The organism is Pseudoalteromonas sp. OOF1S-7 (genome assembly GCF_022347765.1).
GTDB lineage: Bacteria > Pseudomonadota > Gammaproteobacteria > Enterobacterales > Alteromonadaceae > Pseudoalteromonas.
The window spans coordinates 41,654-54,269 of record NZ_JAKRFZ010000015.1 but is presented as its reverse complement, the minus strand read 5'-3'; the positions used below and the strand labels follow the sequence as shown (position 1 = coordinate 54,269).

The 12,616-nt window shown below is 51.3% G+C and carries 13 protein-coding genes and 1 riboswitch; of the genes, 6 read left to right on the top strand and 7 right to left on the bottom strand.

The window, feature by feature from the left end; genetic code table 11:
- The first annotated feature begins 58 nt into the window (after nucleotides 1–58).
- From MHN33_RS18615 to dtd, 3 genes are read left to right on the top strand one after another with little or no spacing between them, the layout of a single operon-like run.
- Nucleotides 59–943 carry a virulence factor BrkB family protein gene (locus tag MHN33_RS18615; RefSeq protein WP_239400185.1) on the top strand — a complete coding sequence of 295 codons (885 nt, stop codon included), beginning with the start codon at nucleotides 59–61 and terminating at the stop codon, nucleotides 941–943.
- 11 nt (nucleotides 944–954) lie between these two features.
- Nucleotides 955–1,896, top strand: a complete 942-nt coding sequence (locus MHN33_RS18610) for an alpha/beta fold hydrolase (protein WP_239400183.1) — start codon at nucleotides 955–957, stop codon at nucleotides 1,894–1,896.
- Nucleotides 1,897–1,938: 42 nt separating this feature from the next.
- A complete protein-coding gene (dtd, locus tag MHN33_RS18605) occupies nucleotides 1,939–2,376 on the top strand; it encodes a D-aminoacyl-tRNA deacylase (protein WP_239400181.1) in 438 nt (145 codons plus the stop codon).
- A gap of 12 nt (nucleotides 2,377–2,388) precedes the next feature.
- Here dtd and MHN33_RS18600 read toward each other — a convergent pair whose 3' ends face one another.
- Entirely contained in the window at nucleotides 2,389–3,078 is a 690-nt protein-coding gene (locus MHN33_RS18600) for a methyltransferase (RefSeq protein ID WP_239400179.1), read from the bottom strand.
- A gap of 216 nt (nucleotides 3,079–3,294) precedes the next feature.
- Between MHN33_RS18600 and MHN33_RS18595 the strand changes: the two genes are divergently transcribed.
- Entirely contained in the window at nucleotides 3,295–4,188 is an 894-nt protein-coding gene (locus MHN33_RS18595; protein WP_239400177.1) for a bifunctional GNAT family N-acetyltransferase/hotdog fold thioesterase, read from the top strand.
- Between the two features lie 41 nt (nucleotides 4,189–4,229).
- Here MHN33_RS18595 and MHN33_RS18590 read toward each other — a convergent pair whose 3' ends face one another.
- Nucleotides 4,230–5,252 (bottom strand): phospholipase A, encoded by a 1,023-nt coding sequence (locus MHN33_RS18590; RefSeq protein WP_239400175.1) that lies wholly within the window; start codon nucleotides 5,250–5,252, stop codon nucleotides 4,230–4,232.
- Nucleotides 5,253–5,423: 171 nt separating this feature from the next.
- On the opposite strand from MHN33_RS18590, the gene MHN33_RS18585 reads away from it, so the two are divergent.
- Nucleotides 5,424–5,627, top strand: coding sequence for a hypothetical protein (locus MHN33_RS18585; RefSeq protein ID WP_239400173.1), 204 nt, complete (start codon nucleotides 5,424–5,426; stop codon nucleotides 5,625–5,627).
- Nucleotides 5,628–5,755: 128 nt separating this feature from the next.
- On the opposite strand, the gene MHN33_RS18580 is transcribed toward MHN33_RS18585, so the two are convergent.
- Genes MHN33_RS18580 through dapA form a run of 4 tightly spaced genes read right to left on the bottom strand, consistent with a single transcriptional unit; the run spans nucleotide 5,756 to nucleotide 9,723 of the window.
- The gene (locus MHN33_RS18580; protein ID WP_239400171.1) at nucleotides 5,756–6,868 is read right to left on the bottom strand and encodes a succinylglutamate desuccinylase/aspartoacylase family protein; all 1,113 of its coding nucleotides are present in this window, start codon (nucleotides 6,866–6,868) and stop codon (nucleotides 5,756–5,758) included.
- A 2-nt stretch (nucleotides 6,869–6,870) separates the two neighbouring features.
- The gene (locus tag MHN33_RS18575) at nucleotides 6,871–8,076 is read right to left on the bottom strand and encodes a PLP-dependent decarboxylase (RefSeq protein WP_239400169.1); all 1,206 of its coding nucleotides are present in this window, start codon (nucleotides 8,074–8,076) and stop codon (nucleotides 6,871–6,873) included.
- The gene (locus tag MHN33_RS18570) at nucleotides 8,076–8,816 is read right to left on the bottom strand and encodes a 2,3,4,5-tetrahydropyridine-2,6-dicarboxylate N-succinyltransferase (protein ID WP_239400167.1); all 741 of its coding nucleotides are present in this window, start codon (nucleotides 8,814–8,816) and stop codon (nucleotides 8,076–8,078) included. The genes MHN33_RS18575 and MHN33_RS18570 overlap by 1 nt, the downstream gene beginning before the upstream one ends.
- A 10-nt stretch (nucleotides 8,817–8,826) precedes the next feature.
- Nucleotides 8,827–9,723 (bottom strand): 4-hydroxy-tetrahydrodipicolinate synthase, encoded by an 897-nt coding sequence (dapA, locus tag MHN33_RS18565; RefSeq protein WP_239400165.1) that lies wholly within the window; start codon nucleotides 9,721–9,723, stop codon nucleotides 8,827–8,829.
- A 113-nt stretch (nucleotides 9,724–9,836) separates the two neighbouring features.
- Nucleotides 9,837–10,013: riboswitch (Lysine riboswitch) on the bottom strand.
- Nucleotides 10,014–10,186: 173 nt separating this feature from the next.
- Here dapA and MHN33_RS18560 point away from each other — a divergent pair.
- Entirely contained in the window at nucleotides 10,187–11,941 is a 1,755-nt protein-coding gene (locus MHN33_RS18560; protein WP_239400163.1) for a response regulator, read from the top strand.
- On the opposite strand, the gene MHN33_RS18555 is transcribed toward MHN33_RS18560, so the two are convergent.
- Nucleotides 11,925–12,539: a hypothetical protein gene (locus MHN33_RS18555; RefSeq protein WP_239400161.1), complete on the bottom strand. Its 615-nt coding sequence runs from the start codon at nucleotides 12,537–12,539 to the stop codon at nucleotides 11,925–11,927. The two genes, MHN33_RS18560 and MHN33_RS18555, sit on opposite strands and share 17 nt — an antisense overlap.
- Between the last annotated feature and the right edge of the window lie 77 nt (nucleotides 12,540–12,616).

Sequence of the window (12,616 nt, the reverse complement as noted above, 5' to 3'; positions counted from 1 at the left end):
CTATGAATTATGACTGGGATTGGTAAGATGTGCAAAACTCACTCTGTAAACCTGTGTAATGATGAATGAATTATGGCGCTTGCGGTTGCAACGTCTGAACCTGCAAAGCCGCGCTTTGATCAGGCGCCAGCCCGATTGGTGGTTGCGCTTTTTTAAACGCTGTCAGGAAGATCAGCTGACGATCAATGCCGGCTATCTGGCGTATGTAACCTTGTTATCACTGATCCCGCTGGTGGCGGTTGGGGTGGCGATTTTTAGTGCCTTCCCCGGCTTTCAGGATGCCCGGGATGCGATAGAAAATTTTATTTTTAATAACTTTGTGCCCACCTCAACAGACACCATTAAATCCCATATCAGTGCCTTTACCGGCAATGCCAATGAGATGACCGCGGTCGGGATTGGTTTTTTGACGGCGGTTGCTCTGTTACTGATCCGCAACGTGGATGCGGCACTCAACCGTATCTGGCGGGTCGAAAAATCTCGGCCTATGATGATTTCCTTTGCGATTTACTGGATGGTACTGACGCTGGGACCTGTGTTACTGGGGGCTAGCATAGGAGTCACCTCTTATATTGTGTCTCTGGTATCATTTGCCGATCAGGGGATCCCGGGGTTCAGTGGTTTCTTATTGAAGCTTTTGCCCTATGTTATTTCCATGGCAGGCTTTTTTATGCTCTATACTTTAGTACCAAATACACGCGTGTCTTATCAGGCAGCGATACCCGGGGCATTTTTTGCGGCCTTATTATTTGAACTGACAAAAAAAGGCTTTGCCCTGTATATCAGCCATTTCCCCTCGTATGAGGTGATCTACGGTGCCCTGGCCACAGTGCCTATCTTGTTTGTCTGGGTTTATTTGTCCTGGATGGTGGTGCTGTTAGGGGCGGAATTTACTGCCTGTTTGTCCGAAAAGGACTGTGAGGAACAAGACACACCAGAATAAAGAGGTGTGCAATGACTCAATTATATCGGCTGGAGTCGCCGCGACGGAGTTTTCATTTGGCGGTGTCTGATGGGCACCAGCTGCATGTTGAAGAGTTTGGTCTGGAGACCGGGGTCCCAGTGGTGATCTGCCATGGTGGCCCGGGCAGCGGTGTATGTCGCAGTTCGGCCAGCTATTTTAATCCCCAGCGCTATCGTATAATTTTGTTTAGCCAGCGCGGTTGTGGTCAGTCGTCGCCTCAGCAACTCACTCATAATACGACGGAGCATTTACTTCAGGACATCGATAGCCTGCTGTCTTATCTGGATATCAGTCAGTGTGTGTTAGCTGGTGGCTCCTGGGGTGCAACATTAGCATTGCTGTTTGCCCAGCGTCACCCTGAGCGGGTGCAGGGTTTAGTGTTGTGGGCTACCTTTCTGGCGTGTCAGAGTGATCTACAGTGGTTGTATGGTGTCAGTGGGGTCGGTGCACAATTCTACCCTGAGCGCTATCAGATATTCAGTCAGGGAGAGGGAGATTACAAGGCGGTGCTGGCACGCTACGCGCAGCTACTGCACAGTGATGATGAAGTGGCGGTACGCCGTGCAGCGCAGCAATGGCATGACTGGGATCGTCAGCTGAGCGTGGGCAGTCAGGCACAGCGCTATCAGCTGGACCATGAACAGGCCGTGGTCCAGCAGGCCAGGATCATGGTGCATTATTTTAATTCGCGCTGTTTTATTGAAGAGCAACAGATCTTTCATCAGGCTGAACGGCTTAAGCATTTACCGGTCTGGATGGTGCATAGCCGTCACGATTATGTCTGCCGGTTTGCCATGGCGCAGGCGTTAGCGGATCAGCTCAATGCACGTTTATTGATCCTCGAAGAAGTTGGGCACTGTGCGACAAATGCAGTATATTCCGAAGCTATACGGCGTGCCGCCGATCTGCTGCTGTGTAAATTGGCACATTAGCGGCAAAGTCAGTCAATCATAGTCGGATCCATTGAGGTAACAGTGCAGGGATTAATTCAAAGAGTCAGTCAGGCCAGTGTCATGGTCGAAGGTGAGTGTGTTGGTCAAATTGGCCAGGGGATCCTGGTATTGCTCGGGGTGGAAAAGGCCGACGAGCAAAAAAGTGCAGACAGCTTGCTGCACAAAATCAGTAACTATCGTATTTTTACCGATGCACAGGGCAAAATGAACCTGAGTTTGAGAGACATTGCAGGCGAGCTGCTGGTGGTGTCTCAGTTTACACTGGCTGCGGACACCAAAAAAGGCATGCGGCCGAGCTTTTCTTCCGCTGCCACACCGGCGCAAGCCGAGGCGCTTTACGATTATTTTGTTGCTCAGGCAAAAGCGTCGGGGTTAAATGTGGCCACAGGTCGCTTTGCGGCCGATATGCAGGTGAGCCTGTGCAACGATGGTCCTGTAACCTTTAATTTGTCGGTGTAAGCAGGTAAGCGCTCAGCGCGTCAGAGAAATAATGTGATTGGCGTAGTCGGGCACTTTGTGTACGAAGGGTTTTTTACCAAAGTTGGTAATAAGCAGGTGCTCCAGCTGTTTTAACTGCGAATCATGTTCTGCAAGAAAATTGATATATAAGCGCCCCCCTTCATTGAGCGTGGCACGAATTTGTGTGTAAAACTTGTGTTCGTATAAAAACCGGGGGGCATCCAGCTGACTGAATAAATCCAGAATGATCCAGTCATAATGGCCATTGTTCTCCAATGCCTGGTAGGCATCGCTACAGCTGACGTTAGAGATAGGATCGCCGCCAAAATAGCGCTTGTAGCAGTGGATGATATCCGGATTATTATCTACTGAGGTGATCTGGCAGTCGGGGTAGCTAATGTGCAGATAATCCCGGATGGCACCGGCGCCAAGTCCCAGCTCTAGTACTTTACCGGGGGCCGGGCATTTTTGCCACAGCGCCGCTAACACTTGCAGATGCGGGAAAAGCAGTCTCTCCGGATGATTGAGTTCAATCACGGATTGCAGTGTGTCGTTGATCAGTAACCAGCGTAAGGTTTTTTCCTGGCGTACTTGTATGCTGATTTTGCCATGCTTATGCCAATACAGCAGGTGCCCGAGTTGATGGCTCTGGTGCACAAACTCGTTACTGATGGTGCCGGGTTCGGTTATAAAATCTTGCATAGTTACATCAGCATAGCTGGGCTTGACAGTTCTGCCACCGCGTTTCGTTGAATTTACATGACAAATTGGCCAAATCTGGTCAATCATTCCCTGTTGCATACTTTTCTTGTAAGGTAAGGTCCATAAATTAGACAAAAGTTCCCGCAAAAAAGATGGGAGCAGTTTGCACAAGCCTGGGTATAGTCCCACGGCGACAGGAAAAGCACAGGAGTCACCATGTTTCAAATAACAGCGCCACAGAGCAGCGAAGATTGGCAAGCGTATTATCAATTGCGATGGCAGGTTTTGCGGGCCCCCTGGGATCAACCCAGAGGCAGCGAGCAGGATGATCTTGAGCAGGAAGCTGAGCATCGTTATATCAAGAATAACGAAGGTCAGGTACTCGGTGTGGCACGTCTGCATTTTAATAATCAACAGCAGGCTCAGGTCCGATACATGGCTGTAGATGAGGCACATCGAGGTCATCATCTTGGCAGCCGACTGCTGCACGAGCTGGAAAAAATTGCCTGGACACAGCAAGCCGAAGAATTGGTGCTGTTTGCCAGAGAGCGGGCGCTGGCCTTTTATGAGCGCCATGGCTATCAGATGGTTGAAAAGGCTCACCTGTCATATGGTGATGTGCAGCACTGGAAGATGGTCAAACAGCGCCCTAGTGAGCCCGGGTGGTTCCGTCACCCGCAGTGGACTCAGGTGTTACAGGACACCTGGCGTGAGTCGATCCCTATTAGTGATGCGATGGGCATTAAGGTAGAAAGTTACACCGACTGGCAGTTTTCAACTCGTGCGGATCTCAAAGCTAACCTGAATCTTCACAACTCGATGTTTGCCGGTTCGGTCTATAGCATGGCCACCTTAACCGGGTGGGGCGCCACTTATCTTGCGCTCAAAGAGCTGGCGCTGGAAGGCAACATTGTGTTGGCTGATGCCAATATTCAGTACCTCAAACCGCTGACGACTGCACCTTGTGCGACGGTGACACTGGCCGAGTGCAGTGGTGAGCTGACTGCACTAAACGACGAGGGCAAAGCCAAGTACCGAGTGCCGGTGAATGTGTACGATGGAGATGTGCTGGTGGCGAAATTTGAAGGCTTATTTGTGGTTATCAAATAAGCGCTTACGCGGCCTGCTGTAGCAGGCCGCGCTGGTTGATCTTAGAGCAAATCGGTCACGGCAATGCCCAGGCCGAGACGCTGAATATGCGCATTATAGTCGATCATACTCTCGCCGTAGCCATTAAAATATTGCACATAACCACGTACCCGCGAAGATCCCAGCAATGGAAATGACCAGTCGAGCTGTATTGCGCCATGGTTGTCGCTGTTAAAATTGTTGCGGGTCATAAAGCCAAACTCATGCCTGCCATAGCGATAGGCACCGCTGAGTTCGAAGTAGCCCATGTACTTGTGAATATCCGGGTTATCATCCCCTTTTGCGACTAACGGTTCGGGCTTGTCATCCTCCGGCAGGCGGTACCAAGGTTTAAAGCTAAACACGAAGCCTTCATATTCCCAGATAAAGTTGGCATAGAGGCGGTTCCAGGAACGTGAGTTTGGCTGACTGCGGCCATTTGACTGGTGTGAGGCACCCAGAATAATGGCCATCTCGTCACCCCACAGGACGTTCTCGTCGTCCAGGAAGTTGACCCAGAAGATTTCCGGCTCGTAATTGGTTTCACGAAATGGTGAGGAAATGTCTTTATTATAGAGCTGCCAGTACGATTGCAGTGTCACGCCGACATATACCGCCTGATCTTTGTCTTCAAAGTGGCGATAAAGGGGCACTTTCATCGATATCTGGTATTTGACCTCCATATGATCGAGTGGTTCGCCTTCTTCTTCCTGAATGGCTTTTAATCCATCAAAGGGCCGGGAGTTCGGGTTTTTGACATAGGTCACTGGTAAAATGTAGTTGCGATTGTGCGGTGTCAGCACATTGCGGTTATTTTCTGTCACCATTTCGCGCGCCATGCGGCGGTCCAGTTTACTGAGGCGGGTTTCGTTGAGCTTCTGACAGTACGCTTTGAGCTGCGCAATGGTTTGTTGTTGATCTCCGGCGATGATCTCGTTCAGTACACATTGTTTTATCAGCTCCAGGTCATCCGGGTCGTCCTGTTCATTGGCGAGCACAGAAGTAGAGGTCAGCAAAGATAACAAAGCGAGCATCCTGAGTTTCATAGGCGATGAAGTCCTTAGTCAATAGCAATTTATAAGCATAGTATCATGGTCAAGAAAAAACGTAGAAGGACAAAGATTGACAATCTATGACCTTGTCAAGATACAGGTTGGTTGATTTTTGCTCAACATGGCAGTAGGTTAATTAAGCACACTGCATAAAAGGAGATTGAAATGAAAATATCACTGAACAAAAAATGCATTAAACAACTGAGCCACAGTCAGCAACTGGGATTGGCGCAGACACCCAGGGTTGCTGCGGGGGCTTCTGGGTACCCTGCCTGTGACTCGTTTGGTTGCGACACTGCTGTTTTTCTGGGTTGCCCGACGGGTCGGGATTGTTACTCGGGCCGCTTTGAGATCTGCATGCCAGACTAAAAAGGCCGGCGGCAACGCCTGTTGCCGCCTTACCTTAGCAAGTGAGGATTGCTCACCTACTCTCACGCAATCGTTGTGTTGCTCTGTATTTGATATCAACCGGGATCTTGGCCAAGTCGTAAGCGCGACTACAGTTCATAGTAGTTTGTGAAAAATTTATATAACTCAGTGCCCTGATTAACACTGGCCGAGGCAAAATGCAGAATGGCTATGGCATCTTGCTCCAGGCGCAGAGTATGCAGCGGCGTTTCAGATAAATACTGCTCCATGCGTAAAATCTGTGCGACACAGTCTCCGGCTTTAATCTGCCCACCCAGTGGGGCCTTATATTCCACCATGCCGCCCATCGGCGCATAGTAAGTCAGATAATCTTGCAACGCGCAGGCATAGCGTTTCATGACTTTGGGGCGATGGTTTGCACCTGTAAGTACTTCTTTATGTGTCAGATAGCTGAGGATGCTATTGGCGTCATGTACGGCTTCATCGAGGTCGATCTTTTCCTGAGAGCCCAGCTCCACAGTAAAGGCTTCCACGGCAACGGGAAAATCGCGACCTTGCGCTTTTAGTGCATCACTTAAGCGCCACCAGGGACAGAAACTGGCCTCATCCATTGCACCGTCGAACTCATTGGGGATCAACAGTACGTGGGGAATATCGAAGTAGCGCGCACTGTCTTTGGCGTATTCAGGGCAATATAAGTGCTTAGCCGAAATTGGGCCGGTGTGCAGGTCCAGCACAATATCGGCCTGATGCGCCAGTTTTTGCAGTGTCAGTGCAATGCGCCTACCAGTAGTTTGAGTATGTGCAGGCGCATCCAGCAGTGCCTCGGTTGCCTGACATAACTGTTCGCGAAAGGCGGCGATGAGCGCTTTATCTGAGTCCTCTGCGTGTTCCTTAAGACAATGCTGTACCAGGGCGCTGTGGTCATGATACATGCGATTCCAGTTCACCCCGGTAATGGGGTCAAAACGACCCAGCGTAAATTCACCGGATTTCTGATTACACCCAATCGGGTTGGCATAAGGCACCAGAGTGATATTTCCGGCCAGAGGAAGGTGCTTTAGTTGTTCCAGCAGTGCATAAATCACCGCATTTCCCTGCACCTCTGCGCCATGCATATTTGCCTGAATGTACACGTTTGGTCCAGTGCCATTGCCCTGCAGTCGATAGACCGGGATGGTCAAAGGCAGGCCGTTGGCGATTTCACCAACCTGAATATGTTGTTGTGTGATAGTGTTCATGGTTACCTCAGGTAATAGTCGGCGTTTTCACTTTGCCGGATGCAATACAGCTGGCCCTGTTTAAAGACATATTCAGCCGGCAGTTCATGGCACAGAAAGTAAGGCATACTCTCGGTAAAGCCATAGGCACCACACTGGCCGAATATCAACCAGTCGCCATACCCGAGGTCCTCAGGCAGGGGGTGAGTTCCGAGGTGGTCCAGTGCGGTGCACAAGGGGCCATGCAAATGATATTGGCGATGAGCGGCAGTAGATGTGCGCAGTGTCTGTACCGGAAAAGCCTGGCCGGTTACCGCCGGGCGCAGCAGGTGATTGATACCGCCAGCAAGGATCAACTGGTGTTCACCATAGTTGACCTTTTGCTCCACCACCGGGTTAAGATAGTAGCCACAATGAGCGACCGCATAGCGGCCCAGCTCCATCCACAGTTCCTGCACGCCTGCTTCGGCTTTAATTTTTGCCAGGCTGTCGATAACCTGCTCCCAGTCAAGCGGTTGCTGGTGTGGCTCATAAGGCACACCTAATCCGCCGCCAAGGTCCAGGATCCTCAGCGTCATACCCAGTTGTTGACTCAGTTCGGTCAGTGGCGGCACCATTTGCTGCCATAAGCTGGCAAGCTTAGCCGCATTCAGCATATTGCCCCACTGGAAAATATGCAGACCTGCAAAATCCAGTGCAGGATAGTCGCTCAGCGTGAGTTGCTGCCACTGTTCACATCCGAGTCCAAACGGGGTCAGGCTGTCGCCACCGAGCGGGTTTTTGTCGCCTGCTGGCCAGCGCAACTGTACACGCAGCAGCACAGTTAAGGTTGTTTGGTGTTGTTGTGCCGCATCGTTTAACCAGCGCACCTGGTTCAGGCTTTCAGCCACAAAGGTGGTGACGCCAGCATCGAGAAAATGTTGGATCTGGGCCGGAGATTTGGCCGGCCCGGTGTTGAGTACGCGTTCGGCCGCAATGTCCTGGGCCAGTACCTGCGTGAGCTCGCCCCGGCTTGCGACATCAAAGTTAAACCCGGCGTTATCCAGCGTGCTAAGTACACAGGATAACGGGTTGGCTTTGACGGCGTACCAGAGTTTCACTACGTTTTGCGCAGTGAGTTGGTTGACATGAGCGCTCAGTACATCCAGATCGTAGACAAAAAACGGGGTGTTGAGATCGCTTCTGAGGGCCGTCAGTTGCGTGCGCAGGGACGTACTCAGTGTGGTCATTAGCGCAGCACCTCTTCAAGTTCCAATGAGGCGTCACTTTGCTCGTCACGGTATTTCACTATCAGGGCACAGGACATGCTCAACCCTTGCGCTTTAGCCCACTCACTGGAAGCGGGACGTGAACCGGGGATCACAATGGCAAACGGGGGAATGGCTTCGCCTTTTTCCAGGGGGCGCTCATTCACACAGTCGTATACCGGGATACTGGCAGACAAGCGCACGCCTGGTGCCAGCACCGCGCCTTGTTTTACTACAACGCCTTCCACCAGCACACAGCCCGCGCCTATGAACGCATCGTCTTCAACCACCACCGGACTGGCACCAACGGGTTCCAGTACGCCACCGATCTGCACGGCCGCACTTAAGTGTACATTTTTACCAATCTGTGCGCAGGAGCCTACCAGCGCATGGCTGTCGACCATAGTACCGCTGTCGATATAGGCCCCGATATTGACGTAGGCGGGTGGCATAATAATGGTGCCGGGTGCCACATACGCACCGCGGCGCACGCTGCTGCCTCCTGGCACCATACGAACCGCTTCGTCGGCAGCAAAACCGCGCGGTGCCAGATTGTCTTTATCGACGAAACCGCCAGGGTATTCGGTGTTTTGACCAGCCCGGAAGGCCGCCAGAATACCTTCTTTGACTTCGACATTGGCATGCCAGTTACCGTGCTCGTCTTGGTGTGCCGCACGTTGTGAACCGTTTTCTAAGTTATCTAATAGTGTTGACCAGGTCATAGGGAGTCTCTTAATTCCAGGATAAAATCTGTTCGTTGGCGGCATGTAATGCCGCATTACTGGTTAGTTCCAGGTGCGTCAGTGGCGGCCTGAGGTGCGGCGTAGCCAGATTACCTTGCAGGTGCATGAGCGTTTTTACCGGGATGGGGTTTGCAACAGCAAACAGGCTGCTGATGGCGTCAGCCCAGGTGGTAAAGAGGTTTGGGCTGGTGCCACTGAGTGCGCGGCGCACAAACTCGGCGGTTTGAACTGGCCAGGCGTTGGCTGCCACAGAAACCAGACCGGCGGCACCGGCCTGGGCAAAGTAGGGAAGCAATGCATCGTCACCGCTGTAAATGGCCAGTGCTGGTAAGGCACGGCGGAACGCTTCAAACGTGGCGATGTCACCACTGGCTTCTTTGAGTGCCCAGAGGTTGTCATGGTGTGCCAGGTTGGTCAGCACTTCGGGGGCGATTGCAACGGCGCTGCGTCCGGGGACATTGTAGATCATGCAGGGCACATTGGCGGCGCTGAGCAGTGCATCGAACCATTGCGTCTGACCCACAACGCCGGGCTTGGCATACACGGGTGAGCCCAGCAGCAGGGCGTCTATATTTTGGCTATTACAAAACTCGACCCACTCAAGCTGGGTAGCCAGGTTAATGCCGCCAACGGCCACCATGATGGGCACCTGAGGTGCCAGCGCGCAGACAAATTCAACGATTTTGCGTTGCTCAGCCAGGGTCAGAGCCAGACCTTCCCCGGTACTGCCAAGCAGCAAAATACCATTGTTAGCCTCGACTTGCTGTGCAACGAGTTGCTTTAAACTGTGATAATCGACCTGATCATGCGCATCAAAGGGCGTAACCAGAGCCGTCCATAACGGGTAGTCAGATAACTGATCAGATAACTGAATGTGTGATTTCATCTCTACCGAACTTCTTGCTGGTCCGGTAGTCAGGAAAGAGTCCCGCTCCGAACCGTTTAAAATTCGAAGAGCAATGGACTTAAAAAGAATAGGCTGCTGGCCATATTGTTTCTAAGACCAGAAGCTCTCCACCAAATGTGTTGGTGACAGTCGCTGGGATTCAACCCAGTCGCCCGAAGCATCACGCAAGCAAAACGCAGTGCCTCTCGGCGTTAATTCCCCTCTTTGAGTTTCATAGGAGTTTGCTCTCCTCCACTCAAATACCTGAATAACGCACCTCTTCCAGCCCTGAGACGTCCACACTTTTTGGAAGCATGGCCGTCTGGATAAAATAGGGTACGGGCGCATTGAAACATTTTGGCCGTCTGGGTGTCAAGTCACTGTCGGCAAAAGTTTGAAATTTAATCTAAACTGGAAAAGAGTCTGGCGCCTGGATGATTAGGCTGGCATGTGGAGGGATGATTTGGACAATCTGGTTACGCGCTATCGCCTGAAATACCTGGTCGCACTGGTGATTATGTTGTTGCTACTGACAATGACGACCGGGCTGACTTTGTATCTGCTGGAACAGCAAAAACAGGCCGCCAGGGTGATTAATATTGCGGGCATGCAGCGCATGTTGTCACAACAAGCAGCGCTGCACCTGGAGTATGTGATCATCATGCGTGAGCAAAATGTAGCCGCAGATCGCCAGGCTCTGAGTAATGCATTGCAGCTGTTGCAAAGCAACCACGATTTTTTACTGATGCGCGATGGCGAGGATTATGTACACCTGAACGCCGAGTTGCATCGCTGGTACTTCGCACAACCGGGCGATCTGGATAATCAGTTAAAGCAGTATATGGCGTTGTTATCAGACGCCGCCAGTCAGCCCAACTTAAGTCAAATTCAGGAAATTCATACCCGTTCCCAGTTGTTGCTGCAAGATTTGGATCAGGCGGTGTTGTTGTTCGAGCAGTTTACCAATGACAAAATCGGGAGGCTCAGAAACCTGCAACTGCTGATGTGGTTGTTGGGGCTCTTCTTGCTCCTGGCGGAGATCAAGTGGATCTTTTTCCCGATGGAGCGCAGTATTGCCAGCGCGATTGAGCGGTTGCAGCAGACACGCCTCAAAGCTGAGCATGCCAACCAAAGCCGCGCCATGTTCCTGGCCCGTGCCAGTCACGAGTTGCGGACGCCATTACAGGCAGTGCTGGGATATTTACACTTGTATCAGGAGTCACAGCGTGAGGGCTATCTGGCGCAAGCCAACAAAGCGGCGCAACAATTAAAAGCGCTGATCGCCTCTGTGGAAGATTACAACCGACTGTCTGACGAACAGCAACCTGAACTGAACTGTCACCCGGCGCGTCTGACTGACACTCTGGGTCAGTCTGTTGCCACTTATCGATTGCTTGCCAGAGAGAAAGGTCTGGACTTTAGTTATCATTTCAACAGCCACAGCGAAAAAATATTTGAATGTGATCATGAGCGCCTGAGCTGGGTGATTGGCCAGTTACTTGATAATGCGGTGAAGTTCACCGAGCACGGGGTCGTGAGTTTGTCTGCTCGGGTTGAACAAATCCACTCACAGGAAGATGAATCGAACTGGCGTTTTCATTGCGAGGTAGAAGATAGCGGGCCGGGATTTAATATGGCACAGGTCAGTGCCCTTCCTCTGGCAAGCAACCCGAATGGTCATCACTTTCAGGGCCTTCAGTTGGGGCTGGCACGCTGCAATCTGTTACTGACGATTATGTCAGGAGAGCTGAATTTTGTTGCCCGTGAGCCGCATGGCACGAAAGCTGTGCTCAGTGTGCCGCTTAAACGACTCCCTGAGTCCGATCAGGCCAACGGACTGGCCCGCAGTAAAGTGCTGCTGGTGGAAGACAATCAGCTCAATGCCAAGATCATTGAAAAAATGCTGGAGAGTATGGCCTTAACCAGCATTCATGCCAGCCATGGCGGGCAGGCTATTGAGGTACTGGCTCACCAGTCTTTTGATGTGATCCTGATGGATTTGAATATGCCCATTATGGATGGTTTCAAAGCCATTAAGGAGATCCGTCAGACCCTGATGTTATCAACGCCTATTCTTGTGTTAACTGCAAACACCTCAGAGCAAGCCATTAAGTCGGCCATGCAACTCGGCGCGACCGACTATTTGTTTAAGCCAGTAGAGCAGGCTGCACTGGAGCGTGCCTTACTTAAAATATTATCGCTTAGCGACGCAAAGTAATATTGCCAACGCCCACCTCAATATCGAGGCTATGCTCACCTTGACCCCGGTATCGTAAAGTCTCACCGACCAGATTGCGATTGGTATCGATTTCGCCTGGCAGGTCGGAAACCCGGGTTTTACCGACCCCAGAGTCGAATCGCACGCGGCGGAAGTCTTTGGCATTTGCCTCAATATTGACATTGCCAACGCCAATTTCAACATCGGCATCATTGTTTAATCCGAGCAATTTGGCATTGCCGACATCAATTTCAATATCCAGCTCCATTGACTCCGGTACTTTTACCGTCCAATGTTGTTTGACATACTTATTATTGATACTCAGACTCAGATCGTCTCCTGCCCGGCGACTGTCCAGTTGCACCTCTTTCAGTATATCAGCCATGTCATTGAGGTCGTACTCAGCGGGTTCAAGGACGATGGTGACCTCGATGGTTTTGCCTGAATGACTTTCGGTTTTGAGTTTGCCAATTGGAAACTGAATTTCCAGCTCCGTGCTGTCGGCCAGCTCAAAAGTCTGTGTCAGTGTGCGTGTCTCTTGCGCCTGAGCGGCGGCACTGAGCACCAGCAGTGCCCCAATCATGATATTTTTTCTCATCCTGTTGTCCTTCGAGTATATGGTATTGATATCTCTGTGACGCGGACCAAATCGAAAAGGTTTAAAAGCGACATAAA

Excerpts from the sequence above, each read along its gene's own strand:
- MHN33_RS18580 (WP_239400171.1), bottom strand. The coding sequence starts at position 6,868 with ATGAACACTATCACACAACAACATATTCAGGTTGGTGAAATCGCCAAC.
- MHN33_RS18555 (WP_239400161.1), bottom strand. The coding sequence starts at position 12,539 with ATGAGAAAAAATATCATGATTGGGGCACTGCTGGTGCTCAGTGCCGCC.
- MHN33_RS18615 (WP_239400185.1), top strand. The coding sequence starts at position 59 with ATGATGAATGAATTATGGCGCTTGCGGTTGCAACGTCTGAACCTGCAA.
- MHN33_RS18575 (WP_239400169.1), bottom strand. The coding sequence starts at position 8,076 with ATGACCACACTGAGTACGTCCCTGCGCACGCAACTGACGGCCCTCAGA.
- MHN33_RS18600 (WP_239400179.1), bottom strand. The coding sequence starts at position 3,078 with ATGCAAGATTTTATAACCGAACCCGGCACCATCAGTAACGAGTTTGTG.
- dapA (WP_239400165.1), bottom strand. The coding sequence starts at position 9,723 with ATGAAATCACACATTCAGTTATCTGATCAGTTATCTGACTACCCGTTA.
- MHN33_RS18590 (WP_239400175.1), bottom strand. The coding sequence starts at position 5,252 with ATGAAACTCAGGATGCTCGCTTTGTTATCTTTGCTGACCTCTACTTCT.
- MHN33_RS18595 (WP_239400177.1), top strand. The coding sequence starts at position 3,295 with ATGTTTCAAATAACAGCGCCACAGAGCAGCGAAGATTGGCAAGCGTAT.
- MHN33_RS18610 (WP_239400183.1), top strand. The coding sequence starts at position 955 with ATGACTCAATTATATCGGCTGGAGTCGCCGCGACGGAGTTTTCATTTG.
- MHN33_RS18570 (WP_239400167.1), bottom strand. The coding sequence starts at position 8,816 with ATGACCTGGTCAACACTATTAGATAACTTAGAAAACGGTTCACAACGT.
- MHN33_RS18585 (WP_239400173.1), top strand. The coding sequence starts at position 5,424 with ATGAAAATATCACTGAACAAAAAATGCATTAAACAACTGAGCCACAGT.